This window comes from Rhizobium sp. BR 315 (genome assembly GCF_050577975.1).
Taxonomy (GTDB): Bacteria; Pseudomonadota; Alphaproteobacteria; order Rhizobiales; family Rhizobiaceae; genus Rhizobium; species Rhizobium miluonense.
On the sequence record NZ_JARWKZ010000015.1, the window covers coordinates 62404 to 84307 of the forward strand.

Genomic DNA, 21904 nt, shown 5'->3' on the forward strand with positions numbered 1-21904 from the left:
TTCGCCGCGAAACCTGCAGTCGCGCGGTTTATGCTTGCCTCGGGGAGACCTAATTCTCCACGAAAACCGCGGGCATGAGGTTGGCGCGGGCCGAATAATGGGCCTGTCCGACAACATGCGAGATCACAAGCGCGTAGACGAGGAACGTACCGAGGACGATGGCAATGCCGTGCAACGGAAGGCCGGTCTTGGGCGTAGCGTCCAATGCCAAGAGCTTCGCCGAATTTGCATGGAACGCTTCCACCTTCGCGAAGGGAAGCAGCAATTCTCTTTCCATGCGAGCTTGTTCATCAAGCCGCTTGCTATATCTCGTCGTGCGCCTGAACGGGATGATATCGCCCATTTTTCACGTGATCCCCTTTACCACTCGCAGCTATTGGCCATTCTCTTGATTAGAATCGGTATCGATATAGTCGACACGGACGACGACCTTTTCCGGCCGTTGCTCGCCATGCTGTACAATCACGGTCACAATGCAGCGGTTGTCGCGCGGCCTGACGGACAGCAAGCGCCCCTTTGTCTTCGATAGCACCTGATCGGCAGCATTCGAGCAATCCTGGATTTTGTCGGCGACTGGAACAACCTGGCCCTGCCCCGCCAATGCCGAGCCCGCAATCGAGATTCCGACGAGTGCTGCTAAGATCCTGATCATGGACGCAGTATACCCCAAGAGTAACGCGCAGGCGACCTCGGCCCGCAAGAATACCAGGCTGTTTGCCTCATCTTTTCGTTGTATGTCATCAGGTCGTAGCGGATGCATATCGGTGCGTTTCTGAACGACGCCGATTGCACGCAGCGGTGGACTTTCTGCACGGGTTCATGGATGGGATGCCGCGAAACTCCTCGATGCCGGAGGAGCGGGCGCAGCAGGCTACGTGATGTCGAATATTTTTATTGCAAGGGGCATGATGCTTACTCTGGAAACCTCCCGGCTCATCCTCCGGCCCTGGTTAGATCGGGATCGTGCGCCGTTCGCTGCCATCAATGCCGATGCCGAAGTGAGACAATATTATTACCCGAGCCTGCTGACAGCGGCGGAAACGGACAAGCTGATCGACGAGGCCAATGAACGAGTGATGCGGGACGGGTTTGGATTCCTTGCCGTCGAGCGTAAAGCCGACGGTGTGCTGATTGGGGGCGCGGGTCTGTCGCGTCCGGGACCGGAAGTTCCGGGCAGTTTCCCGCTGGAGATCGGCTGGATTCTCGGACAGGCCCATTGGCGGCAGGGCTATGCCACGGAAGCCAGCCATCGTTGTCTCGATTTCACATGGCAGCAATTGGGTGCCGAATGCGTGATCGGCTACACGTCGAGCATCAACCTGCCATCCCGGCAGGCGATGGAAAAGATCGGCATGGCTCGTGTCGAAGATGGCGACTTTGACGACATCACGGTGCCGCCGGGGCATATCTTGCGACCACATGTGCTTTATCGCGTCGCTAGGCCGGGGCAATAGACATCGGAACCGGTGGGGAGCGGAATCTCGGCCTTGCGCCGTCGGCGCATTCACGCGAAAACGCGCTTATGAGCATCCCGACAGTCCACCCATTCGCCTTCGACCCAACCTATGGCATGCAACTCGAACAGCTCCGCTCCATCGAGCTCCCGGAGGCGCCGGCCGGCTTCGACGCGTTCTGGCAGAAGCGCTACAGTGCTGCCATATCGGTCGATCCACAACCGAGGCTCCGCCACGGCAAGCTGCGCCACGAAAACTGGCATGTCTTCGATATCAGCTTCACATCGACCGGATCGTTTCAAATCAACGGCTGGCTTCTTGTTCCCCGCAAGGGGCAGGTGCGGCGGGGACTGGTCGTCGGGCATGGTTATGGCGGAAGAGACCAACCCGATTTTGATCTGCCGCTGGAAGAGACAGCGGTACTGTTTCCCTGCTCCCGCGGCCTGTCTCTCAGCGCCTGCCTGCAAATTCCAGCGGATGCTTCGGGCCACGTCATTTGCGGCATAGAGAGCCGCGATACCTACGTCATCGGCGGCTGCGTCGAAGATCTCTGGCTTGCGGTTTCAACCCTGGAAACCCTCTATCCGTGGATTGCCGGCCGCATCGGCTACAGCGGCATCAGCTTCGGCGGCGGCATTGGCGCTCTCGCGATCCCCTACGACGCCCGCATCGATCGCGGTCACCTCATCGTACCGACATTCGGCCATCGGCAGCTTTGGCTCACCCTGCCAACCGTGGGCAGTGCTCAATCCGTGCAGATCTATCAGGAGAAACACGGAAGCGTGCTCGAGACTCTGCGCTTTTTCGATGCCGCAATCGCAGCAAGCCGCATCAAGGTGCCGATGCTCATCGCGCCTGCCCTTTTCGACCCCGCCGTGGCGCCGCCTTGCCAATTCGCCGTCGTAAATGCGACGCAGAAATTTAACGAAATCTTCATCCTGGACGCCGGCCATTTCGAATATGATGCTATGGATGAGCAGAACGCAATTCTGCGAGATAAGGTGGGACATTTTTTCAAGGTGTCATGAACCGCGAATATCTGCGCTGGTACAGCCCGCGGCTGGAACGAGACATGGAGCTTCTGGTGTTCGGCCACGCCGGCGCCAAGGTCTTGATGTTTCCTACGAGAGACGGGCGCTTCTGGCAATATGAGCAGATCGGCATCGTCGCCAGCCTCGCGGAAAAATTGAACGCCGGACATCTTCAGCTCTACTGCATAGAAGGGCTCGCCGGAGAAACCTTCTACGGTTATGGCCAGCATCCTGCAGAACGCATTCGCCGACACAGGGCTTTCGAGGAGTACATCCTGAATGAAGTCCTGCCGCTGATGGCGCAGAAGAACGGCCATGAATGCACGATCGTCCATGGCTGCAGCCTCGGGGCCTTCCAGGCGGCCAGCCTGGTGTTCCGCCACCCTCATCTCTTTCGCAAACTCGTCGCCTTTTCAGGCCGCTACGATCTGACGATGCAGATTGAATCCTTTGCCGATCTGTTCGACGGCTATTATGACGACGATATCTATTTCCATACGCCGACGCATTTCCTGCCCGGACTGGCCTGCGAATGGCAGCTGGAAAGGCTGAGGCAGGTCGATATCGTGCTGACGATCGGCGACGCCGACCCTTTCTTCGACAACAATCGCCATCTCAGCCGGCTGCTCGCGGACAAGCAAATCGGCCACCACTTGCATGTCTGGAATGGTCGCGCGCACAGGGCTGGCGCATGGCGCAGAATGGCCCCGCTCTATATTTGAGCTACTCTAGGCTTGAGCGGCACCAGCCGCCGGCGAGACTAGACCAGACCGAACGGAATGGGCCTGATCGCCTTGCGCGCGCCATAGTCACGCTCGTGGGATTTGCGGTGCTGCTGCTCGTAGCTCGCGGAGAAGTCTATAAGCATGCGCTCGACCATGCCATCCGGATAGGTTCCGGTATCATCAGTCTCGACTTCCGACTGCGCAGTGACGATCTTCAAATTCATCTCTAATCCTCCGGCCTCGCTCGGAAACTCTCGATTCCACGTTCTGTTCCATCAATAGCCGCGCAATTGTTAAAAAATTAACTACGTCCATTAATCAATTCTGGGGGCTGCAATAGCGAATTGGCTGTACGTCGATGACGGACGATAATCGGCGGCCGTGGCTGCATCGGCGCCAAAACCAGCAACGATGTGACCCGCCATATCTCGATAGAAGTTAACATCAAAGCGGCCTTGGCGAGCTACCGTCTTCCGCCAATTTGTCGGCTCAGCGCCCGGACGACCGGAAGTCGCTCGGTGTGCGATCGTCTGCGGAATCCGTCGGGGGCTCCCAGCCGAAGACGCTGCGGCCGCCATAAGAGAAGGATCTATCGAACTCGCCGGCAACGATTTCCTTAAGATCGGGTCCCGTGACGTAGCGCTCCAGAACCCTCGATTGGTCATCCAGTCGCTTGAGAGCCGCCAGCTCTTCATCCCGGCCTAAGCGCCCCTTCCTGACGGCGGATTTCATCACGTTGATGGTCTCGTCGTAGACTTTCAACGGGACCGGAAAGGGATGACGATCCTTGCCGCCATGGGCAAGCGAGAAGCGCGCAGGGTCGGAAAAGCGACAGGGGGCGCCGTGCACGACCTCAGCAACCATCGCCAGTGCCTTCACCGTGCGCGCGCCGACACCCGGCGTCAGAAGCAGATCCTCGAAATCCACCGGACCGCGATCCGCAGCAGCCGCAAGATTTCCATGCAGGCGCCGCATGTTCACATCCTCCTCGCGCACATCATGATGGGCGGGCATGATGAGATATGGCAACATTGGTTGCGCGTCCTGTTCGCGAACCACTGGAACCTCTCCATCCAGAACCTTGAATTCACGAATGATTTTATCAGGCCCCAGCGACGCGAGCAAATCCAGCTGGCCTTGGCGAGAGCGCTCGGCCCGCCGATCGGCAAGATTGATGATCTCTCCCTGCTCCCTTCCCTCGATTGCTGCATGCGGAGAATCCAGAAAACTGGCCAAACCCTCGGAAAGCCAGTGATATCGCCTGGCCTGCCGCCGATCGCCGTTCATGCCCTGCTGAATGACAACCCATTTGCCGTCATCCGCCACGATGAAGCCGTGCAGATAGAGATCGAACCCGTCCTGGAGTGCCGCGCTGTCCACCTTCGCGATCAGCCGGCTTGTGCTGGCAAGCGATGCTCCATCGATGCCGACCCGATCGCCTATATGGAGCAATTCGTCAGGCGTCTTGCGCGACTGTGCGCCACGCCCGCCGCAAACATGGATGCCAAGCTCGCCGGAAAGCGGCGTGAGCCCGCGCTTCAATGCTCCGAGCACGCTTGTCGTGATGCCGGAGGAATGCCAGTCCATGCCCATGACGGCGCCGAATGACTGGAACCAGAAGGGATTGGCCAGCCGACGAAACAACTCATCGCGTCCATAGTGCTGCACGATCGCCTCGGTGATCACGGCGCCCAGTCGTGTCATCCGGTCGCCGAGCCACCGCGGCACGCGGCCGCCATGCAATGGAAGGTCAGCTTTGCCAGCTCTCTGCGCCAATGTCGTCACTCTCGATCTTCGGTGACGGCATTGTAGTATCGGCGGCTGATTTGCGCCATCCATTCGTCTCCGTCTGCCACAAGCGTCCGCTACGGACGCGGGCAAGGATCAAGCGCGATTGCGAAGCAGGTAGGAGCGCATCGCCGCAATGCCTTCATCGATATTGGCGCGGCCGAAACCTATGCGGAATCGGTCGGCCGGCGTCTCCTTCAGATCCGATCGATAGAGGCTGGCGGGCAGCAGTAGCACGCCTGCCTGCTCGACCAGCTCCCGCGCAAAAGTCTCGACGCCGTCCGCACCCTTGTAGCGGGGATAGCTGACGCAGCCGCCATCGGGCGTGTACCAATCGAAAAGGTGCTCGAACTCGGCAAACAGCGATTTCAGCTTTGCCAGATTGGAGGCGATCAGGCGGTTGTTGCGCTCCAATATCCTGTCGGCGTTGAGCAAAGCGATCTTCGCCAGGCTCTCGCTCGGGCCGGAATTGCAGATGGAGAGATAGTGTTTCATCCGCTCCATCTTCGAAAGCAGGCCATGATCACGGCAGGAGATCCAGCCGATGCGCAGCCCCGGCAACCCATAGGCTTTCGACATGACGCCCAACGATACACCACGCTCATAGACATCAGCGGCGGCCGGCAACATGGCCCGGCCTTCGACGGCGAGACCCCGATAGACCTCGTCGCTGAAGAGCCAGATACCGTGCCGACGGCAAAGATCGATCAGCGCGTCGAATCTCTCCCGTTCGAGGACCTTGCCCGTGGGGTTATGCGGAAAATTGATCGAAATCAGCTTGGTATTGGGCCGAATAGCGGCACCCACGGCGTCGATATCGAGCGACCAGCCGTCCTGCGGATCAAGCGCCACGGCGGAGACGTCGCAGATGCTGAGCGGGATCGTTTCGGATGATTGGTAGTTCGGCGTCACGACAATCGCGTGGTCACCCTTTTCGAGAAGCGCATGCATGGCGATATAGATGCCTTCCCCCGCGCCCGCAAAGCACAGAATATCCGCCCGTTGCATCTGTTGATACAGACCAGCGATGATATCGCGCAACTCCGGAGAGCCGAAGGTTTCGGTATATCCCAACCACAGGTTCTCATGGGCTTGCCGCTGTTCCGGCGTTGCCATGTCGAGCAATTCCGCCATGGTCATGCTCTGCGCGTCGGATGCGGTCATATGGTAGAGCGCGCTGAACTCCCACTTCGAGAAATAGGTTTCAAGCTTGAAATCTGGCAAGGCCGGCATGGGTCGCTTCTCCGAAAATGATCAGCACATCCGCGCCGACATTTATTGGCGCGAAATTAGCGGCGTATTGACAATTTGTCAAATATAGACTGAATGTAAATATCGCAGTCGGAAAGAAGCAATGTCGAGAGAGATTGACCTGAATAGCGAAACAGCGCCTGGCCAAGACGACGTGCTACAGTTCGCGTCCGTCGCCGAAGCCGTCGCGATCCTGCTCAAGCCACATGCGGAAGTCGTCATTCATGACCTGAAAACGCAGACGATCGCCTATATCGCCAACAATATCTCACGGCGCGATGTCGGCGGCTCGTCACTTGCCGACTTGAAGGATATCGGATCGCTTGGCGCCGATGTTGTCGGACCTTATCGCAAGACAAATTTCGACGGACGGCAGCTCAAGTCAATCACTGCAGTACTGCGAAACGGCACGAGCGAACCCTACGGATTGCTGTGCATCAATTTTGATATCGCACCGATCGAAGCGGCTCGCGACGCCCTGAACCTGCTAGCGGCCTTTCAAGGGGCAGGTGCTCAGCCATCGGCGCTTTTCCATGCCGACTGGCAGGAAACCGTCAACGCCGCCATCGCGGATTTTCTTGGCGAACGAGGGCTTGCAGCCTCCGCACTTGCCAAGGAAGATCACGCCGCCCTGGTCGAGCGGCTGGAACAGGAAGGCTATTTTTCCATCCGCAATCTGGTGCCCTATCTCGGCCGCCTGCTCGGCATTTCGCGGGCAACCGTTTACAAGCATCTGCGCGAAGCTCGGCAAAAGAAGCTGCTGGTGGCTGAAGACTAGACGCGAGACCGGCGACGCCCGATCGCCGTCGCTTTAACGCTTCAACTCTCGCTCGAATTTTTCGATCTGCTGCAGGACCCACGGATCATCCGCCGAATATTGTATCGTCTCGCGCTCCAGTCGCCGTTGACGGCGGCGGCGAACCCAGTCGATGAAAGCGAGAAGCAGTCGCATGCGAATATCCAAATTCTTTAAGTATCTGCGAGGCCCGACGACCGGATCGGAAAGCCGATCGGAAGCCGGACCTCGACGACCGCAAGGCGTTGCGGTACATGCCTTTTGCCTCCGCCCAAATGAACGGTAGCTGAACACTGATGCACGCCAAGATGGTTTGGCGATCCCGTTCCTACATCCTTTGGAAGACAATCCCTACCCATGCAATCATGGAGCGGTTTAAAGACAGCGGCCCTGAGGACTCTACCAGTGGGCGAGCCCAAGAACTCGCAGAGCTTTTTTATGCGAGCGTACCGTAATCGCCAATAGTGACCTAGTCGGAATGAACGGTCGCGATTAAACCACGCCGCGTTGCTTCCGATTTCCCCGGAGCGACACAAGCTTAGCCTCGCCTCTGCGAGGCTTTTTTCTTTTCTGAATACGGTTTGCTATCGGCGCGGCTCGCCGCCGGGCGCATAGACCGTATCCTGTTCGAACCGGAAGACGGCGCCGCAGCGGCACTTCATCATATGCTTGCGCGGATCGGGCGACTGTCGCTCGGTGGAAAAGCCTCGGGGCATCTCATCGATCTTGAAGTCGCGACCGGATGTGCGGCGGTCATCGGTCTCCGAAACCTCAGCAAAACCGGCGTGTCCACATTTCGCGCATTCCAGTTTCCGTGAATATCGATCTCGCGCAGCCATTCTCTTCCAATCCGGGACTCATATTGCGCTCCTTTTATCAGCGCTGCCGACGCTCTTGAAGGCTGCGGCCGACTTCCCTTCCTCCTTCCAATTCCAGAGATTGCAAGCCGGACAATATCGACCACAGAAAAAATCGTATTTTCTGCAAAAAAGGGATTGACCTGATGGCAGATGTCAGACCAATTTAGCATTCATGACCAAGGCCATGCTCACACCACTTCCCTCCATCGACCGCACGCAGCAAGTCATCGACGCGCTGTCGAGCTTCATCGAGTCCTCGAAGCTGCAGGCGGGCGATCGGCTGCCGACGGAACGAGAGCTGATGACGGCACTTTCCGTCGGGCGTTCGACGATCCGCGAAGTGATCACCTATTTCCAGGCGTTGGGGGTCATGGAATCGCGAAAAGGCAGCGGCACCTATCTGCTGAAGCCCGTTTCCAAGGCGACCATCCATATGCCGCTTTCGCTGGATCCCCCGCATTTGCGTGACGCGCTGCTGCAGACGCTCGAGGTCCGCCGCGGCATCGAATGCGAGGCCGGCATGGTGGCGGCGCGAAAGCGCACCGACGAAGATGTCGTCATCATCGAGCAGAAGCTCAACGAGATGGAGCGCGTCCACATCGCCAAGGGCACTTCCGGACCGGAGGACCTTGCGTTTCACCTGGCGGTCTACGACGCCACGCACAATCCGTTGTTCAGGCAACTTCTCGAGCAGATGCGCGAAACCTTCGAGCGCTTCTGGGATCACCCCTTCGACCGGGAGGACTTTGCCCGCCGGTCCTTTCCCTTTCACCGCACGCTGTTCAACGCCATCGTCGATCAGGATCCCGAGGCAGCGCGCGCCGAAACACTGAAAATTCTCGACGTGGTCGAGGAAGACATCAAGGAAATGTCCAAATGACTGACGGGTTAGAGCCGTTCGAACTTGCATCCCTCATCACGGCCCATGACGACGGCAATTTCGCCGAAGCCGTGGTACCACCGATCTTCCAGACATCGCTGTTCACCTTCTCCAGCTATGATGAGATGATCGCCTCCTACCGCGGCGAAAAGGTACGGCCGATCTACACGCGCGGCCTCAACCCGACGGTACGCATGTTCGAGGAAATGCTGGCAAAGCTCGAAGGGGCCGAGGATGCGCTCGGTTTCGCCAGCGGCATGGCGGCAATCTCGTCAGCCGTTCTGAGCTTTGTCGAGCCGGGCGACCGGATCGTTGCGGTCAAGCATGTCTATCCCGATGCCTTCCGCCTCTTCGGCACCGTTCTGAAGCGGATGAAGGTCGAAGTGACCTATGTCGACGGCCGCGACGAGGAAGCCGTCGCCAAGGCGCTTCCCGGCGCCAAGGTCTTCTATATGGAAAGCCCGACCAGCTGGATCATGGAAGCGCACGATGTCGGCGCGCTTGCGGCGCTTGCCAAGCAGCATGGCGTCGTCTCGATGATCGACAACAGCTGGGCAACTCCCTATTTCCAGCAGCCACTGAAGCTCGGCGTCGACCTCGTCATCCATTCCGCCTCCAAATATCTCGGTGGTCATAGCGATGTGGTCGCCGGCGTGGTCGCGGGCTCGAAGGAGATGATCGCGCGGCTGAAGGCCGAAGCCTATCCCTATCTCGGCGGCAAGCTTTCGCCCTTCGACGCCTGGCTTCTGATCCGCGGTCTGCGCACGCTGCCGATCCGCATGAAGGCGCACGAGGCTGCGGCGATGACGATCGCCAAGCGGCTGCAGGAGCTCGATGTCGTCGAGCAGGTCTGCCATCCGGGCCTTGCCAACCGCCTGCCCGCCGGCCTGAACGGAACCTCGGGCCTGTTTTCCTTCATCTTCCACGAAGGCGTCGATGTCCGCACCTTCGCCAACCACCTCAAGCTCTTCAAACTGGGTGTGAGCTGGGGTGGACATGAAAGCCTGATCGTGCCGGGCGAAGTCGTGCTGCAGCAAAAGGCTCAGCCGAATTCCGCACACGCATTCGGCATCAACGCGCGCTCCGTGCGTCTCCATATCGGCCTCGAAGGAACCGAAGCCCTGTGGAGGGAACTCGAGGAGGCAATCGCCGCCGCCTCGTGAATTAAGCAACCTGTGAGGAAAACCTAAAAGGGGAACAACATGAAAAGACTGATAACAGCAGCACTATTTACTGCCATGATGGCGGGCACCGCCTTTGCCGGCACGACTCTGAAGCTGGTGGAGGTGATCACGAGCCCGGAGCGCACCGAGACGCTCAAGTCGATCGTCGCCAAGTTCGAAGCCGCCAACCCAGGGACCAAGGTCGACATCATCTCCCTGCCCTGGAACGAAGCCTTCCAGAAGTTCGCCACCATGGTCTCGGCCGGTGACACGCCCGATGTCATGGAAATGCCGGACACCTGGCTATCGCTCTACGGCAACAACGGCATGCTCGAGAGCCTCGAGCCTTACCTGGCGAAATGGGAGCACACGAAGGAATTGACGCCGCGAGCCCTCGAGCTCGGTCGCGACGTGAAGAACACGGCCTATATGCTGCCCTATGGCTTCTACCTGCGTGCCATGTTCTACAACAAGAAGCTTCTGAAGGACGCAGGTGTCAGCGAGCCGCCGAAGACGTTGGACGATTTCGTCAAGGCATCGCAGGCAGTCTCGAAGCTGCCGGGCAAATACGGCTATTGCATGCGTGGCGGACCCGGCGGCCTGAACGGCTGGATGATCTTCGCCGCCTCCATGGCCGGCGACAACAAGTACTTCAAGGATGACGGCACTTCGACGATGAACAGCGCCGGCTGGGCCAAGGGCATCGAATGGATGGTCGATCTCTACAAGAAGGGATACGCGCCGAAGGATAGCGTCAACTGGGGCTTCAACGAAGTCGTCGCCGGTTTCTATTCCGGCACCTGCGCCTTCCTCGATCAGGATCCGGATGCCTTGATCGCCGTCGCTGAGCGCATGAGCAAGGACGATTTCGGCGTCGCACCGCTGCCGAAGGGTCCGGATGGCAAATCCTTCCCGACCATCGGCTATGGCGGCTGGTCGATGTTCGCCAGCAGCCAGAACAAGGATCTCTCCTGGAAGCTGATCGAAACGCTTGAGGGACCGGAAGGTAATCTCACCTGGAACAAGAAGATCGGCGCTCTCCCGGCCTACACGGCCGCGGAAAAGGACCCCTTCTACGCCGGCGATCAGTTCAAGGGCTGGTTCCAGGAACTGGCCGACAAGAACACCGTTCCCACTGTCATGCCGACCTATCTCGAAGAATTCGCCTTCTTCAAGGATTCGCTCGCCATCAAGACCTCGCAGCAGGCGATGCTCGGCGACATCTCGGCCAAGGACCTTGCCGACCAGTGGGCAGACTATCTGACCAAGGCGCAGCAGAAATTCCTCGCCAAGAAATAACCCGCGTGTTCGGCGGCGGAGCGATCCGCCGCCATTCCTGCCCTTGAAACAGACGGCGTCCGAACGCCGCGAACGGGAACTCTTGCAGATGACTTCGATCGCCGACACGCTCGACGGGCGGCATGACCGCAGACCGTGGCTGAAGCGCCTCGCCGACGCCTCGGAACCCTATCTCTACAGCGCGCCTGCCCTTATCCTCATCATTGCCGTGATGCTGGTGCCGCTAGCGATCGGCGTTTCCTATGCCTTTCGCGATATCCAGTTGCTCAATCCATTTTCCGGCGGCTTCATCGGCCTCCAGCACTTCCGCGACCTCGCAAAAGATGGCGCTTTTTACTGGGCGCTGAAGAACACGCTGTGGTGGACCGGTGCTTCGGTCGCTCTGCAGTTCGTCTTCGGGCTGATCCTGGCTCTCTTGCTGGACAAGCCATTCGTCGGCCGGTCTATCGTGCAGGCCTTGGTGTTCCTGCCCTGGGCCGTTCCCTCATTCCTCGCCGGCCTCAACTGGTCCTGGCTGTTCAACCCGGTCATCGGCCCAATACCGCATTGGCTCTATGCTCTCGGCCTGATGAGCGAGCCGGGCAATATCCTTTCCAATCCGCAATATGCAATGTGGGGGCCGATCGTCGCCAATGTCTGGTGGGGCATTCCCTTCTTCGCGATCACGCTTTTGGCAGCACTTCAGGCGATCCCGCGCGATCTCTATGAGGCGGCCTCGATCGATGGCGCCGGCTGGTTTGAACGCTTCCGCTCGATCACCCTTCCCTTCCTCGCGCCGACGATCGCCATCACGGTGCTCCTGCGCACTGTCTGGGTTTCAAACTTCGCCGACCTGATCATCGTCATGACAGGCGGCGGTCCGGCGGACCGCACGCAGATCGTCGCCAGCTACATCTTCACGCAGGCGTTCAGGCGGCTGGATTTCGGTTATGCCTCGGCCATCGCCCTGGTTCTGCTGGTGCTGCTGCTTGCCTATTCCATGCTGATCATCCTGCTGCGGCAGACCCTGCTGAAGGATTGAGCCATGAGACGATCCATCATCCCCACCATTGCACATCGACTGGCGATCCTCTGCTATGTCGTCTTCGCGCTCTTTCCGCTGTTCTGGCTGCTCAAGGTGTCGGTGACGCCGAATGACCTGCTCTATACGGAAGGCGTGCGCATGTGGCCGTCGCGCACGACCTGGGAACACTATTCCTTCGTGCTGCAGCACAGCGACTTCCCGACCTTCTTCAAGAACAGCCTGATCGTCTCCGCCTCGACGGCGATTGCGGTCACCATCTGCGCTTCCTTGTCGGGCTACGCGCTCTCGCGCTTCACCTTCCGCGCCAAATACTGGATCGTGGCGCTGATGCTGCTGACCCAGATGTTTCCGCTGGTCATGCTCGTCGCGCCGATCTTCAAGATCCTGACGCCGCTGCATCTGACGAACAGCCTGACCGGCCTCGTCGTCGTCTACACGGCCTTCAACGTGCCTTTCGCCACCTTCCTGATGCAGTCCTTCTTCGACGGCATTCCGAAGGATCTGGAAGAGGCTGCCATGATCGACGGCGCGACGCAGTTTACGGCCTTCAGGCAGATCATCCTGCCGCTCACCCTGCCCGGCATCGCGGCAACGCTCGGCTTCGTCTTTACGGCGGCGTGGAGCGAGTTGCTCTTTGCGCTGATGCTCATCAACGGCAACCAGGCTGCGACCTTCCCGGTCGGGCTTCTCACCTTCGTCTCGAAATTCTCCGTGGACTTCGGGCAGATGATGGCAGCGGGCGTCATGGCACTCATTCCGGCCGCACTCTTCTTCCTGCTCATCCAACGTTATCTCGTGCAGGGTCTCACGGCCGGCGCGGTCAAGGGTTAGTCAAATGGCATCGATCGATATCCAGAACGTCAAGAAAGCCTACGGCCACGTGCAGGTGCTGCACGACATCGATCTCAGGATCAAGGACGGCGAGTTCGTCGTCCTCGTCGGTCCCTCGGGATGCGGCAAGTCCACCTTGCTGAGGATGATTGCCGGCCTCGAAGACATCAGCGGCGGCGAAATCCGCATCGAAAAGAAACGTGTCAACGAGTTGCATCCGAAGGATCGCGACATCGCCATGGTGTTCCAATCCTATGCGCTCTATCCGCACATGAATGTAGCCGGCAACATGAGCTACAGCCTGCGGCTGCGGAAGATGGCGAAGGATACCATCTCCAAGGCCGTCGCCAACGCGGCAGCAAAGCTCGGTCTCGACCCACTGCTGGAACGCCGGCCGAAGGCGCTCTCCGGCGGTCAGCGTCAGCGTGTTGCCATGGGCCGCGCCATCGTACGGCAGCCGAAAGCCTTCCTGTTCGATGAGCCTCTTTCGAACCTCGATGCCCGTCTGCGCGAGCAGATGCGCGCCGAAATCAAGAAGCTGCACGGCGATCTTAAAGCCACGTCGATCTATGTCACCCACGACCAGATCGAGGCGATGACGCTGGCGGACCGCATCGTAGCCATGCATGGCGGCGTGGTGCAGCAGGTCGGCAGCCCGCTTGAGCTTTACGATCGTCCTGCCAATCTGTTCGTTGCCGGCTTCATCGGGTCCCCCGGCATGAACTTCCTCGATGCGACCTATGAGGGAAATGGCGTCAAACTCAAGGACGGCACGCTCGTGCCGCTTTTGGAGCCGCTGAAACTGGCTGCAGGGACGAAGGTGACGCTCGGCATTCGCCCGGAGCATGTCGTGCTATCTTCCGACCCGTCCGGCATGGCTGCCAATGTCGAACTCATAGAGCCGACCGGCTTCGGCATCATCCTGCATCTTTCGCTGCACGGCCTGCCCTTCAAAGTGTTCACGCTGGATCGCACCGCATTGAGTGCCGGCAACCGGGTCAATGTCACATTCCCGTCGCAGCACCTGCATGTCTTCGACGAGGAAGGAAAAAGGGCGGCTTGAACGCCGTCCTTGCTACCACAATCGCTTAGAGCACCTCGCGCGGTGCCAGACCGATGGAACTTTGACGCGCGTATTTGACGGCTGCCGGTGTCGCAGAAGTTTCATTCTGATGCGACACTATGAACTCCTCAATAGCTCCGGGAGGATGTCATGCCGCTCAACAATTACGCCGTTCTCAAGGGCCGGCCCATCAACAACCGATTGGCAACCGGCTCAAGCCCACATTATCAAGTGCTGGTCTCGGAAAACGGAACGCTGTACCGCATTGCGATCAATGTGCGCTCGCAGGACGGGAGCGAGGTCGAATTCCTCGTGCGCTCGCGTTTCGAGCATCCGATCACGGCGCAGTTGGCGGAACTGCCGGAGGGATTGCACCCGACGCCAAGCCAGCCCGGCGGAGTGGCGCTCGATTTTATCCGTGGCAACCTCATGCAGCCCTGGGAACTGAAGCCGCTTCCGATTTCTGCGGCAGGCCCGGACAATGATCTCAACGAGAAGATTGATAGCTATATCCAGCGCGCCATGTCGGACGAACAGGCGATGATCTATGCTTTCGGCGAGACCTGGGGACCTGAGAACGACAAGGCGGACCAATATTTCGGCTTCAAGCCCGGCCGTGGCATTCATGATATCCATTTCAACCAAGGCAATCCGCCCGGCAAATATGCCTCTCAAAACGGTCCCTGGCAGGATGGCGGCCTGATACTGGAATTCCCCCGCGAGCAGCAATGGGTCGCCATCTTCATGAAATTCCAGACACAGGCATGGCATTCGCACGACACGGATGGCTCGGTCATCGTTCAGCAGGATGCGGACCATCCGAACCTGCCGCACGCGCCGATCGATCGCGACGCCATTCCCACCTTCGATGTCCCGGATGGGCTGGTGCGTATCATCGCGGCCTATGTCAACGACGTGAAGACGCCGGAGCGAGAGACCGTCACGCTGCTGAATACAGCCGATGTGCCCGTCGATCTCACGGGATGGCAAATCAAGGACAAGCAGAAGAACGCAATGGCCTTGAGCGGCTCGATCGCTGCAGGCGCGACCGAGGTCGTCGAAATCCAGCCGCCAGTCGCCCTATCCAACAAAGGCGGGATCATCACTCTGCTCGACGCACAGGGCCTCAAGGTCCACGGCGTCTCCTATACTAAGGAACAGGCCAGGCAACCCGGACGGACCATCCCATTCCAGGGGTGAGAGTTTCGGCAGCAATAGAGGCCAATGTCCGGCGTTGCCCGGCGCGCGAGCGCCGGGCTGATCCGTCATCAGGCGAAAGGCTCGGTCGGCCCCTTGGATGGCTGAGTGAACCAGCGCGGCCCGTCTTCCGTCATGTAGATATGGTCCTCGAGACGGATACCGAATTTCTGCGGGAAGACGATCATCGGCTCGTTCGAAAAGCACATGCCTGCGGCAAGCGGAGTCGCGTTGCCGCGCACGATATAGGGCTCTTCGTGGATATCCAGTCCCAAGCCATGGCCGGCGCGATGCGGCAATCCTGGCATCTTGTAGTCCGGCCCTAGCGAATGTTTCGCAAGAACTGCGCGAGCCGCATCATCGAGGCTAGAGCAGGCAGCGCCGAGCTTGGCGGCGTCGAAGACCGCCTGCTGCGCCTCGCGCTCGATTGCCCAGGCTTCCTCGAAGGCGGTATCGCCGGCCTCCAGTTTGTAGGTTCGCGTCAGATCCGAGTGATAGCCATCGATCCGGCAGCCGGTGTCCACCAGGATTACATCGTCTTCACGGAGCGTCTGATCACCATCGGCACCATGCGGCAGCGACGTCGCCTCGCCGAAGGACACGATGCAGAAGGTCGAGCCGCCGGAAGCGCCAGCTTCGCGATGCCGCCGATCGATGAATTCCACGACTTCGGAAGCGCGAATGCCCGGCTTGAGCAGAGCGTGAGCCTGCTTATGGACGTCAAGCGTCAGGTTCATCGCATAGCGAATGAGCGCGATCTCGGCCGGAGACTTGATCCGGCGAAGGCGATTGATGATCGGCCCGCCATTCGTCAGCCTTTCGGCTCCGAGCTTTGCAGCCAGGGCATGGTAGTAGAAGAGCGGCATGCTGTCGTCGAGCGCGAGAATGCCGCGATCGCCGAGCAGACTTGCGACGAGGGCTGCACTGCTTTCCTCTTCCTGCCACACGAGGATTTCGGCCGGCAGATGCGGCAGGGTCTCGACACGACTGCGCTCGAAACCGGGGACGATGTAGTAGAGCCCGGTCGGCGTCACCAGCGCCCCAAGAAAGCGTTCGCTTGCATGCCAGACGAGGCCGGTGAAATAGCGCAGGCTCTCGCTTGGCCCGAGCAGCATACCTGCCAAGCCTTCCGCTTCAAGAACCTGGCGAAGTCGCGAAAGGCGCGCCTGCCTTTCCTCTTCGGTGATCCTGGGGACTGGATGTTGCCACGACATTCCTCAACTCTCCTCAATATTCTCAGCCGAATGCGTTCTGCGCCGTACACGGCGCGATGATTTCGACACTAATAGCCTTGTGGGCAAAATGTCGACAACGAAAACGGCCGCGGAGTCAGCATTGCGATCGCTAAATTATCTGACAGCGCGAATGCGGCGCCAGTGGTTGATTGTCTCCATCGAAACACATGATCGAGGAGATCATCATGCAAACTCCAGGCATCGCAATTCCTTCCGCGCACATCCGCATTTCAAGCAAACCGCGACGCAAGTTGCTTTCAGCGCTCATGGGCGTGGCGGGCCTGCTTGCACGCAAGGTGGCAGAACGGCGCAACCGAAATGCACTCATGGAGCTTTCGGACGATCAGCTGAAGGATATAGGCCTTTCACGCGGTCAGGCCGGGAGCGACGTTCATATTTACAGCCGATACTAAAAGGATGATGCAGGACGTGCTAGCTTTATGCAGCGCGACCGGCATCTGCGGCACAATGGGGATTGCGGAATGTCACTGATTTCGACAGCTCTGCTGCTGAAAACGAATACGGTTATTATCCGCGATGTCGTGTGCAACGGCGAATGCCGTCACAAGAGCGACGAGGAGTGTGCGCATAGAACAAGCCTCGTCTATCCCTACCGCGGCGTCTTCAAGCGCCATATCGGCCAAAACGATGTGGTTGCCGAGGCCAATCAGGTCGTGTTCTTCAATCGCGGACAGGACTACAGGATCAGTCACCCTGTCGAAGGCGGAGATTCCTGTCTCGATCTTTCTATCGACGAGGCCGTCCTTCACGAACTTGCGCCGACTGACCAGGTGCAGACCGGCGAAGACCTTATCTTTCGCCGGCAGCGCCGTCGCATCGACCCGCGCGCCCAGGCCCTGGTCGCACTTCTTCGGCATGGGCTGAGCCGCAATATAGCCGAAAGCCTCGAGGGCGAGACCCTGGCTCTGACACTGGTGCGCCGCTCGCTCGGTGAGCGGACGTCGCATGCGGCCGGCGCGAGCTTTGGCCGGCAGAAGCTTGTCGATCGCGCGAAGCTTGTCCTGTCGTCGGACCTCGCCCGTCGATGGACGCTTGCCGAAATCGCCAAGGAAGTCGGCGTATCGCCGGTGTACCTGACGCAGGTTTTCCAGCAGGTCGAGGCCGTGCCACTCTATCGCTATCAATTGCGGCTGCGCCTGGCGCGTGCCCTTGACCTTCTCGGCCAGTGTGACGATCTCACGATGCTCGGCCTTGATCTTGGTTTCTCCAGCCACAGCCATTTCAGCGCCAGTTTCAAGCAGACCTATGGTCTGACTCCGGCTGAATTCCAGCACTCGGCACAATTGAAGCCAAAGCGCTATACAGCTCGCTAAAGATTTCGACAGCGCCGACGCGGTGTTCGGTGATCTGATGATCCTGCCCCCTATTGGGGAGTTGCTTGGGAAAGGATCACGACATGAAGAAGACGACATGCGCTGCCTGCGACTGCGAACTTGGCGCCGATACCATTAAGGTCAATCTTGGCGGCAAATCGGTCGAAGTCTGCTGCGAGGAATGTGCCGTCGCACTGCGGGAAGCCGATCAATCGACGTCGGCGTCCTCCGTCAGCAAGGAATAGAGGCGCAGCTCAACTGGTAGAAGCCGCGCCTTGGGCGCGGCTTCTTTCGTAGATGAAATTGTAATGAAGTGTTGCCGCGCGGCTCCCAGCAAACTTCGTTCGCAACATTCCCTTGCCAAGAAATACTCGGAAATGTCAGGACCTATTGCGTTCACACGGCCTCGATAGCCTCAGCATCAGTCAATCGGAATGAAGGCACTGAACATGAGGCAACGACACATCGTCGCAACTTTGATGATAGCAGCGATCGGCGGTATAGCCGCTTCTGCTCTTGCTGCCGGGCCGGCCGCAACACCGGAGGCGCAGCCTCCAGCCGGCATCGAAGCCCCGCAGCCCGCGCCGGACCAGGCACCACCCGCCGGTTGGCCGGGGCCTGGTCCGCATTTCGGAGCACCGATGATGGGCTTTGGTGACGGCAGGCCCATGCCGCCATTCGGCCCGCCCGGCGGCTTTCCTCGCGGGCCGAATCCGGCACTGGAGCTTGCCGGCAAGCTGTCGGCCATGGAAACGCTGATCGGCATTCGCAGCGCCCAACTCGATGCGTGGAGGGACTACACCAACGCACTGACAGATTTTCTGGCGTTTCCGAAGCATCGGCCGCCCGGCCCGCCGCTCCCGAATGAGGATGCTGCACCGCCGTCCGGCCAGGACGGCGACAACCAGCCGGACAGGCAGAAGGAACTCTTTGGCGAACGCATGGCCGACTTCGCGTTGGATCAAGCCGCTAAGGCAACTGTCCTGAAGGAGAAGGCCACAGCCCTGCGCAGCGCGCTGACCGCCGATCAACTTGCAAAGCTGGAGAATGTCGAGCGATCCCTCATTCCCGGACCGCATGCATTTCGTGATCGACGCTAGACGGCCCGATCGGCCGGAACTCGCTAGATAACCAAGGCTATTTCTCTCCTCTTCCAACCGATCGAGATCCCCCCGGACGCCCTTGTCGGTTGGAAGGAGCGGCCCGTCAAAGGGCCGAATGGCCCGGGAGCGCCCCGCCCGGCGTTCCCGGGCCAATAGCGCGAGCCTCGCGCCCTTTTCCAAAATGCCCTGCCATCATATTGAGACGGCAAGGCTGAGGCCAAACCGACAAAAACCTTGCAATTCTCCCACTGATGGAAGCAGCCCGAAGTTCAGGTGCCTCGCGCACTTATCCTAAGCGCCGCGGCCCACGCTGCGGCACTTAGGTCAGCAATTTGCAAGGCGTACGATATTCCGCGCTATCCAGGGACGAACTATTCGGGGGGGTCTCGGCATGCCCGAGCTGTAATCCGGCTTCGCCATTCGTGTTGGGGGCGCCATGGCGAAGCCGGGTACGCGGGGCGATCAAAGCCTGATTGAGCCAAGCATGTGATCGACTGCAATTCTACAGGAGTCGATGCTTTAAATATTTCTGAATGTTTCTCAAATGGGGCGTTTTAGAGAAATTTGGTGTCTTGGCTTTTCCACTTGAGTATTACCTTTTGATAAGTTCTGCAAACTTAATTTGATATTACCATCTTCTGAAATGTAGAAAACATTACACAAGTAAGCTCTCTCTACGCAAAACTCCGATGCTGAACTGGAGCGCTCTCATTTGTTAAAACCGGGTGCGGAAACACTATAATGTCCGTGTTTCTCCCTAGCCACGGGAGATCCGGATCATATTTTCAGTAAGTGTCTTGGCCTTCACTTCAAGGAGAGGCCGCAGTGCGCTTCACAGCAATTTGGCTTTCGGCTCAGCTCGCGGATCTGCCAGCCGCGCTCTTGAATGACACCACCTGCTCCAGGCCCTTGGGTTGCCGGTTGCGCACGGTGATCTCTCCTCCGAAGCGGGTGACGATTTCACGCGCGATGGCCATGCCGAGACCGGCGCCGGGAAAGGACTTTTGTCTGGCAATGTCGATACGGAAAAAGGGCTCGAAGACCTGATTGAGGCGCTCCTCGGGAATGCCAGGGCCGGTGTCGGTGATCCTCACCACCGCCCTGCTGCCAAGATGCGTGACAGTCACCATCGCCGATTGGCCATGCGTGGCAGCGTTTATGAGAAGATTGCGCAGTGCTCTTGTGACCGCCAGCGGCCCAGCGCTGATCGTCGCAGGTTCCAGCTCGCCGCTCTCGACGTGCATGTCGATCGCCTTGAGTTCCGTGACGATATCCTTCACGATCGCATCGAGCCTGACCTGCTCCAGGCTGTCGCTGGAGATCTCTTCCCGCACCAGCCCGATCGCGCTATCGGCGATCCTGTCGAGCTCCTCGAGGTCGGCGAGCCATTTCTGCCGCTCCTCATCGTTCTTGATGAATTCCGCTCGCAAGCGCATCCGCGTCATTGGCGTCCTGAGATCATGCCCCGCGGCCGCAACGAGCCGCATGCGGCTTTCCGTGGCGGCCTTTACCCTGGCCGACAGACCATTGAGCGCCTGTGCGGTAACACGAATTTCACCAGGCCCGGTTTCCGGTATATGCGGCAGCGTGCCGTCGGGGTTGACGGCCGCCACTGCCTGCTCCAGCAAACGCAGCGGCTTCATGAGCTTGGACGCGGCAAAGATCGAAACCAGCACGCTGCCGATGATGATCAGGCCTAGCCATTCCGCAAGGATTTTCCAGCCCCCCGGCGGCGGCCCGTGCTGCGGCATCGGCATGATAAGCCATGTCCCGTCATCGAGCTTCAGCGACGCAATCATCTCGCCTGTCGACTGATGGGATATGATCGCCTGACGCATGCCGGAGATGCGAAGCAGCGCCTCCATGAGAAAGCGCGACAGTTCTTCATCGCGTGGGCCATCGGCGGGAACGGGCGCGACCACCAGGCCAGCCGATGTCGCCGAGGCCCTGTCCTTCTCCGCGAAGGTCGCAAGAATGGCGAGCTGACGGGCCATGGGCTGGATCATCATATCCGGGCGCGGACCCCGCATGACGAGGCTTGCCACCAAAGACGAGGAGATGACGACCAGAACGATGGCCGTCAGCAGGAGCAGCGCCAGACGCGCACCCAGCGACCTCATGAATCGCCCTTTATCGCCGTCACCGGTACGACGAGCTGATAGCCGCCGTTACGGATCGTTCGGAAGATCGGCTCGTCGGTTGTTTCGGAAAGCTTGCGGCGCAGCCTGCTCATCAGGACATCGATCGAGCGGTCGGCGGGATCGCGATCGCGCCCCTGCGTCAGGTCAAGCAATTGATCGCGCGACAGCAATCGGCCGGCACGCTCCAGAAATGCCTTGAGCAGATCGAATTCGGCTCCGGTCAGCGAGACGACCTCGCCATTGCTTCTAGTCACGCGGCGAAGCTGCGGATCGAGCATCATATCCCCGAACTGGAATCGCCTTTGTTCGGGTTCGATCGAGAGATCTTCAGTCGTGCGACGCAGGACGGCGCGAATACGCGCCGCCAGCTCGCGCGGATTGAATGGCTTGCCGAGATAATCGTCGGCTCCGATCTCAAGTCCGAGAATTCGATCGATGTCCTCCTTGAGCGCGGTCAGCAGGATGACCGGCACCCGGGGACGGCGGTTTCTGAGGTCGCGGCAGAGATCGAGCCCGGACCCGTCCGGGAGCATCACATCGAGAACCAGCAGATCGGGATGGCGGCGGTTGAGCGCATCGTTGCAGCCGCGAAGATCACTTGCCGTCGACACGCGGAAACCTTGCTCCTCCAGATATCGGCTGAGGAGCGAGCGGATCTCGTGGTCGTCATCGACTATCAGAATATCCGGCGCAGCGATCGCATTCATAGATTTCATCCCATTTTCCAAC

General features: G+C 59.3%; 25 protein-coding genes. 15 read left to right on the forward strand and 10 right to left on the reverse strand.

What is annotated here, in order from left to right; genetic code table 11:
• Positions 1–49: 49 nt before the first annotated feature.
• Together QD409_RS16805 and QD409_RS16810 are read right to left on the reverse strand one after the other, a co-directional pair.
• On the reverse strand, positions 50–277 hold the full coding sequence (locus QD409_RS16805) for a hypothetical protein (RefSeq protein ID WP_430763161.1): 228 nt from the start codon (positions 275–277) through the stop codon (positions 50–52).
• A 96-nt stretch (positions 278–373) separates the two neighbouring features.
• Positions 374–652: a hypothetical protein gene (locus QD409_RS16810; RefSeq protein ID WP_430763162.1), complete on the reverse strand. Its 279-nt coding sequence runs from the start codon at positions 650–652 to the stop codon at positions 374–376.
• Between the two features lie 226 nt (positions 653–878).
• Here QD409_RS16810 and QD409_RS16815 point away from each other — a divergent pair, with 226 nt between their 5' ends.
• The 3 genes from QD409_RS16815 to QD409_RS16825 all read left to right on the forward strand — a co-directional run bounded on the left by QD409_RS16815 (position 879) and on the right by QD409_RS16825 (position 3207).
• Positions 879–1454, forward strand: coding sequence for a GNAT family N-acetyltransferase (locus tag QD409_RS16815; RefSeq protein WP_430763163.1), 576 nt, complete (start codon positions 879–881; stop codon positions 1452–1454).
• A gap of 68 nt (positions 1455–1522) precedes the next feature.
• Complete coding sequence (locus tag QD409_RS16820; protein ID WP_430763164.1) at positions 1523–2482, forward strand: acetylxylan esterase; 960 nt, start codon at positions 1523–1525, stop codon at positions 2480–2482.
• Positions 2479–3207 (forward strand): esterase family protein, encoded by a 729-nt coding sequence (locus QD409_RS16825; RefSeq protein ID WP_430763165.1) that lies wholly within the window; start codon positions 2479–2481, stop codon positions 3205–3207. The genes QD409_RS16820 and QD409_RS16825 overlap by 4 nt, the downstream gene beginning before the upstream one ends.
• 38 nt (positions 3208–3245) lie before the next feature.
• Here QD409_RS16825 and QD409_RS16830 read toward each other — a convergent pair whose 3' ends face one another.
• The 3 genes from QD409_RS16830 to QD409_RS16840 form a co-directional block, all read right to left on the reverse strand.
• Positions 3246–3434, reverse strand: coding sequence for a hypothetical protein (locus QD409_RS16830; RefSeq protein ID WP_092847728.1), 189 nt, complete (start codon positions 3432–3434; stop codon positions 3246–3248).
• Positions 3435–3699: 265 nt separating this feature from the next.
• Positions 3700–4986 (reverse strand): DUF763 domain-containing protein, encoded by a 1287-nt coding sequence (locus QD409_RS16835; protein WP_430763166.1) that lies wholly within the window; start codon positions 4984–4986, stop codon positions 3700–3702.
• Between the two features lie 108 nt (positions 4987–5094).
• Positions 5095–6231 carry an aminotransferase class I/II-fold pyridoxal phosphate-dependent enzyme gene (locus QD409_RS16840; RefSeq protein ID WP_430763167.1) on the reverse strand — a complete coding sequence of 379 codons (1137 nt, stop codon included), beginning with the start codon at positions 6229–6231 and terminating at the stop codon, positions 5095–5097.
• A 121-nt stretch (positions 6232–6352) separates the two neighbouring features.
• Here QD409_RS16840 and QD409_RS16845 point away from each other — a divergent pair, with 121 nt between their 5' ends.
• Complete coding sequence (locus QD409_RS16845) at positions 6353–7027, forward strand: helix-turn-helix transcriptional regulator (RefSeq protein WP_430763168.1); 675 nt, start codon at positions 6353–6355, stop codon at positions 7025–7027.
• A 33-nt stretch (positions 7028–7060) separates the two neighbouring features.
• Here QD409_RS16845 and QD409_RS16850 read toward each other — a convergent pair whose 3' ends face one another.
• Complete coding sequence (locus QD409_RS16850) at positions 7061–7201, reverse strand: hypothetical protein (protein WP_430763169.1); 141 nt, start codon at positions 7199–7201, stop codon at positions 7061–7063.
• 428 nt (positions 7202–7629) lie between these two features.
• Complete coding sequence (locus QD409_RS16855) at positions 7630–7884, reverse strand: hypothetical protein (protein ID WP_092847741.1); 255 nt, start codon at positions 7882–7884, stop codon at positions 7630–7632.
• A 205-nt stretch (positions 7885–8089) separates the two neighbouring features.
• On the opposite strand from QD409_RS16855, the gene QD409_RS16860 reads away from it, so the two are divergent.
• From QD409_RS16860 to QD409_RS16890, 7 genes are all read left to right on the forward strand, one after another.
• On the forward strand, positions 8090–8785 hold the full coding sequence (locus QD409_RS16860; protein WP_092847918.1) for a FadR/GntR family transcriptional regulator: 696 nt from the start codon (positions 8090–8092) through the stop codon (positions 8783–8785).
• Positions 8782–9948 (forward strand): PLP-dependent transferase, encoded by a 1167-nt coding sequence (locus tag QD409_RS16865; RefSeq protein WP_430763170.1) that lies wholly within the window; start codon positions 8782–8784, stop codon positions 9946–9948. The genes QD409_RS16860 and QD409_RS16865 overlap by 4 nt, the downstream gene beginning before the upstream one ends.
• Positions 9949–9987: 39 nt before the next feature.
• Positions 9988–11247, forward strand: coding sequence for an ABC transporter substrate-binding protein (locus QD409_RS16870; protein WP_092847747.1), 1260 nt, complete (start codon positions 9988–9990; stop codon positions 11245–11247).
• Between the two features lie 88 nt (positions 11248–11335).
• A complete protein-coding gene (locus QD409_RS16875) occupies positions 11336–12268 on the forward strand; it encodes a carbohydrate ABC transporter permease (protein ID WP_430763171.1) in 933 nt (310 codons plus the stop codon).
• Between the two features lie 3 nt (positions 12269–12271).
• Entirely contained in the window at positions 12272–13102 is an 831-nt protein-coding gene (locus QD409_RS16880) for a carbohydrate ABC transporter permease (RefSeq protein ID WP_092847750.1), read from the forward strand.
• Between the two features lie 4 nt (positions 13103–13106).
• A complete protein-coding gene (locus QD409_RS16885; protein ID WP_430763172.1) occupies positions 13107–14165 on the forward strand; it encodes an ABC transporter ATP-binding protein in 1059 nt (352 codons plus the stop codon).
• Positions 14166–14315: 150 nt separating this feature from the next.
• Positions 14316–15365, forward strand: coding sequence for a DUF2278 family protein (locus QD409_RS16890; RefSeq protein WP_430763173.1), 1050 nt, complete (start codon positions 14316–14318; stop codon positions 15363–15365).
• A gap of 68 nt (positions 15366–15433) precedes the next feature.
• On the opposite strand, the gene QD409_RS16895 is transcribed toward QD409_RS16890, so the two are convergent.
• Entirely contained in the window at positions 15434–16576 is a 1143-nt protein-coding gene (locus tag QD409_RS16895; RefSeq protein ID WP_430763174.1) for a M24 family metallopeptidase, read from the reverse strand.
• Positions 16577–16782: 206 nt separating this feature from the next.
• Between QD409_RS16895 and QD409_RS16900 the strand changes: the two genes are divergently transcribed.
• From QD409_RS16900 to QD409_RS16915, 4 genes are all read left to right on the forward strand, one after another.
• Positions 16783–17010: a DUF1127 domain-containing protein gene (locus tag QD409_RS16900; protein WP_092847924.1), complete on the forward strand. Its 228-nt coding sequence runs from the start codon at positions 16783–16785 to the stop codon at positions 17008–17010.
• Positions 17011–17079: 69 nt separating this feature from the next.
• Positions 17080–17931 carry a helix-turn-helix transcriptional regulator gene (locus QD409_RS16905; protein ID WP_430763175.1) on the forward strand — a complete coding sequence of 284 codons (852 nt, stop codon included), beginning with the start codon at positions 17080–17082 and terminating at the stop codon, positions 17929–17931.
• Between the two features lie 83 nt (positions 17932–18014).
• Entirely contained in the window at positions 18015–18176 is a 162-nt protein-coding gene (locus tag QD409_RS16910; protein WP_167667973.1) for a hypothetical protein, read from the forward strand.
• 204 nt (positions 18177–18380) lie between these two features.
• Complete coding sequence (locus QD409_RS16915; RefSeq protein WP_430763176.1) at positions 18381–19031, forward strand: hypothetical protein; 651 nt, start codon at positions 18381–18383, stop codon at positions 19029–19031.
• Positions 19032–19888: 857 nt separating this feature from the next.
• On the opposite strand, the gene QD409_RS16920 is transcribed toward QD409_RS16915, so the two are convergent.
• Together QD409_RS16920 and QD409_RS16925 are read right to left on the reverse strand one after the other, a co-directional pair.
• Positions 19889–21154, reverse strand: coding sequence for an ATP-binding protein (locus QD409_RS16920; protein WP_430763177.1), 1266 nt, complete (start codon positions 21152–21154; stop codon positions 19889–19891).
• Positions 21151–21882: a response regulator gene (locus tag QD409_RS16925; RefSeq protein ID WP_430763203.1), complete on the reverse strand. Its 732-nt coding sequence runs from the start codon at positions 21880–21882 to the stop codon at positions 21151–21153. Before QD409_RS16925 ends, QD409_RS16920 begins: the two co-directional genes overlap by 4 nt.
• Positions 21883–21904: the final 22 nt, after the last annotated feature.

Excerpts from the sequence above, each read along its gene's own strand:
- QD409_RS16805 (WP_430763161.1), bottom strand. The coding sequence starts at position 277 with ATGGAAAGAGAATTGCTGCTTCCCTTCGCGAAGGTGGAAGCGTTCCAT.
- QD409_RS16810 (WP_430763162.1), bottom strand. The coding sequence starts at position 652 with ATGATCAGGATCTTAGCAGCACTCGTCGGAATCTCGATTGCGGGCTCG.
- QD409_RS16815 (WP_430763163.1), top strand. The coding sequence starts at position 879 with ATGTCGAATATTTTTATTGCAAGGGGCATGATGCTTACTCTGGAAACC.
- QD409_RS16820 (WP_430763164.1), top strand. The coding sequence starts at position 1,523 with ATGAGCATCCCGACAGTCCACCCATTCGCCTTCGACCCAACCTATGGC.
- QD409_RS16825 (WP_430763165.1), top strand. The coding sequence starts at position 2,479 with ATGAACCGCGAATATCTGCGCTGGTACAGCCCGCGGCTGGAACGAGAC.
- QD409_RS16830 (WP_092847728.1), bottom strand. The coding sequence starts at position 3,434 with ATGAATTTGAAGATCGTCACTGCGCAGTCGGAAGTCGAGACTGATGAT.
- QD409_RS16840 (WP_430763167.1), bottom strand. The coding sequence starts at position 6,231 with ATGCCGGCCTTGCCAGATTTCAAGCTTGAAACCTATTTCTCGAAGTGG.
- QD409_RS16845 (WP_430763168.1), top strand. The coding sequence starts at position 6,353 with ATGTCGAGAGAGATTGACCTGAATAGCGAAACAGCGCCTGGCCAAGAC.
- QD409_RS16850 (WP_430763169.1), bottom strand. The coding sequence starts at position 7,201 with ATGCGACTGCTTCTCGCTTTCATCGACTGGGTTCGCCGCCGCCGTCAA.
- QD409_RS16855 (WP_092847741.1), bottom strand. The coding sequence starts at position 7,884 with ATGGCTGCGCGAGATCGATATTCACGGAAACTGGAATGCGCGAAATGT.
- QD409_RS16860 (WP_092847918.1), top strand. The coding sequence starts at position 8,090 with ATGCTCACACCACTTCCCTCCATCGACCGCACGCAGCAAGTCATCGAC.
- QD409_RS16865 (WP_430763170.1), top strand. The coding sequence starts at position 8,782 with ATGACTGACGGGTTAGAGCCGTTCGAACTTGCATCCCTCATCACGGCC.
- QD409_RS16870 (WP_092847747.1), top strand. The coding sequence starts at position 9,988 with ATGAAAAGACTGATAACAGCAGCACTATTTACTGCCATGATGGCGGGC.
- QD409_RS16875 (WP_430763171.1), top strand. The coding sequence starts at position 11,336 with ATGACTTCGATCGCCGACACGCTCGACGGGCGGCATGACCGCAGACCG.
- QD409_RS16880 (WP_092847750.1), top strand. The coding sequence starts at position 12,272 with ATGAGACGATCCATCATCCCCACCATTGCACATCGACTGGCGATCCTC.
- QD409_RS16885 (WP_430763172.1), top strand. The coding sequence starts at position 13,107 with ATGGCATCGATCGATATCCAGAACGTCAAGAAAGCCTACGGCCACGTG.
- QD409_RS16890 (WP_430763173.1), top strand. The coding sequence starts at position 14,316 with ATGCCGCTCAACAATTACGCCGTTCTCAAGGGCCGGCCCATCAACAAC.
- QD409_RS16895 (WP_430763174.1), bottom strand. The coding sequence starts at position 16,576 with ATGTCGTGGCAACATCCAGTCCCCAGGATCACCGAAGAGGAAAGGCAG.
- QD409_RS16900 (WP_092847924.1), top strand. The coding sequence starts at position 16,783 with ATGCAAACTCCAGGCATCGCAATTCCTTCCGCGCACATCCGCATTTCA.
- QD409_RS16905 (WP_430763175.1), top strand. The coding sequence starts at position 17,080 with ATGTCACTGATTTCGACAGCTCTGCTGCTGAAAACGAATACGGTTATT.
- QD409_RS16910 (WP_167667973.1), top strand. The coding sequence starts at position 18,015 with ATGAAGAAGACGACATGCGCTGCCTGCGACTGCGAACTTGGCGCCGAT.
- QD409_RS16915 (WP_430763176.1), top strand. The coding sequence starts at position 18,381 with ATGAGGCAACGACACATCGTCGCAACTTTGATGATAGCAGCGATCGGC.
- QD409_RS16920 (WP_430763177.1), bottom strand. The coding sequence starts at position 21,154 with ATGAGGTCGCTGGGTGCGCGTCTGGCGCTGCTCCTGCTGACGGCCATC.
- QD409_RS16925 (WP_430763203.1), bottom strand. The coding sequence starts at position 21,882 with ATGAATGCGATCGCTGCGCCGGATATTCTGATAGTCGATGACGACCAC.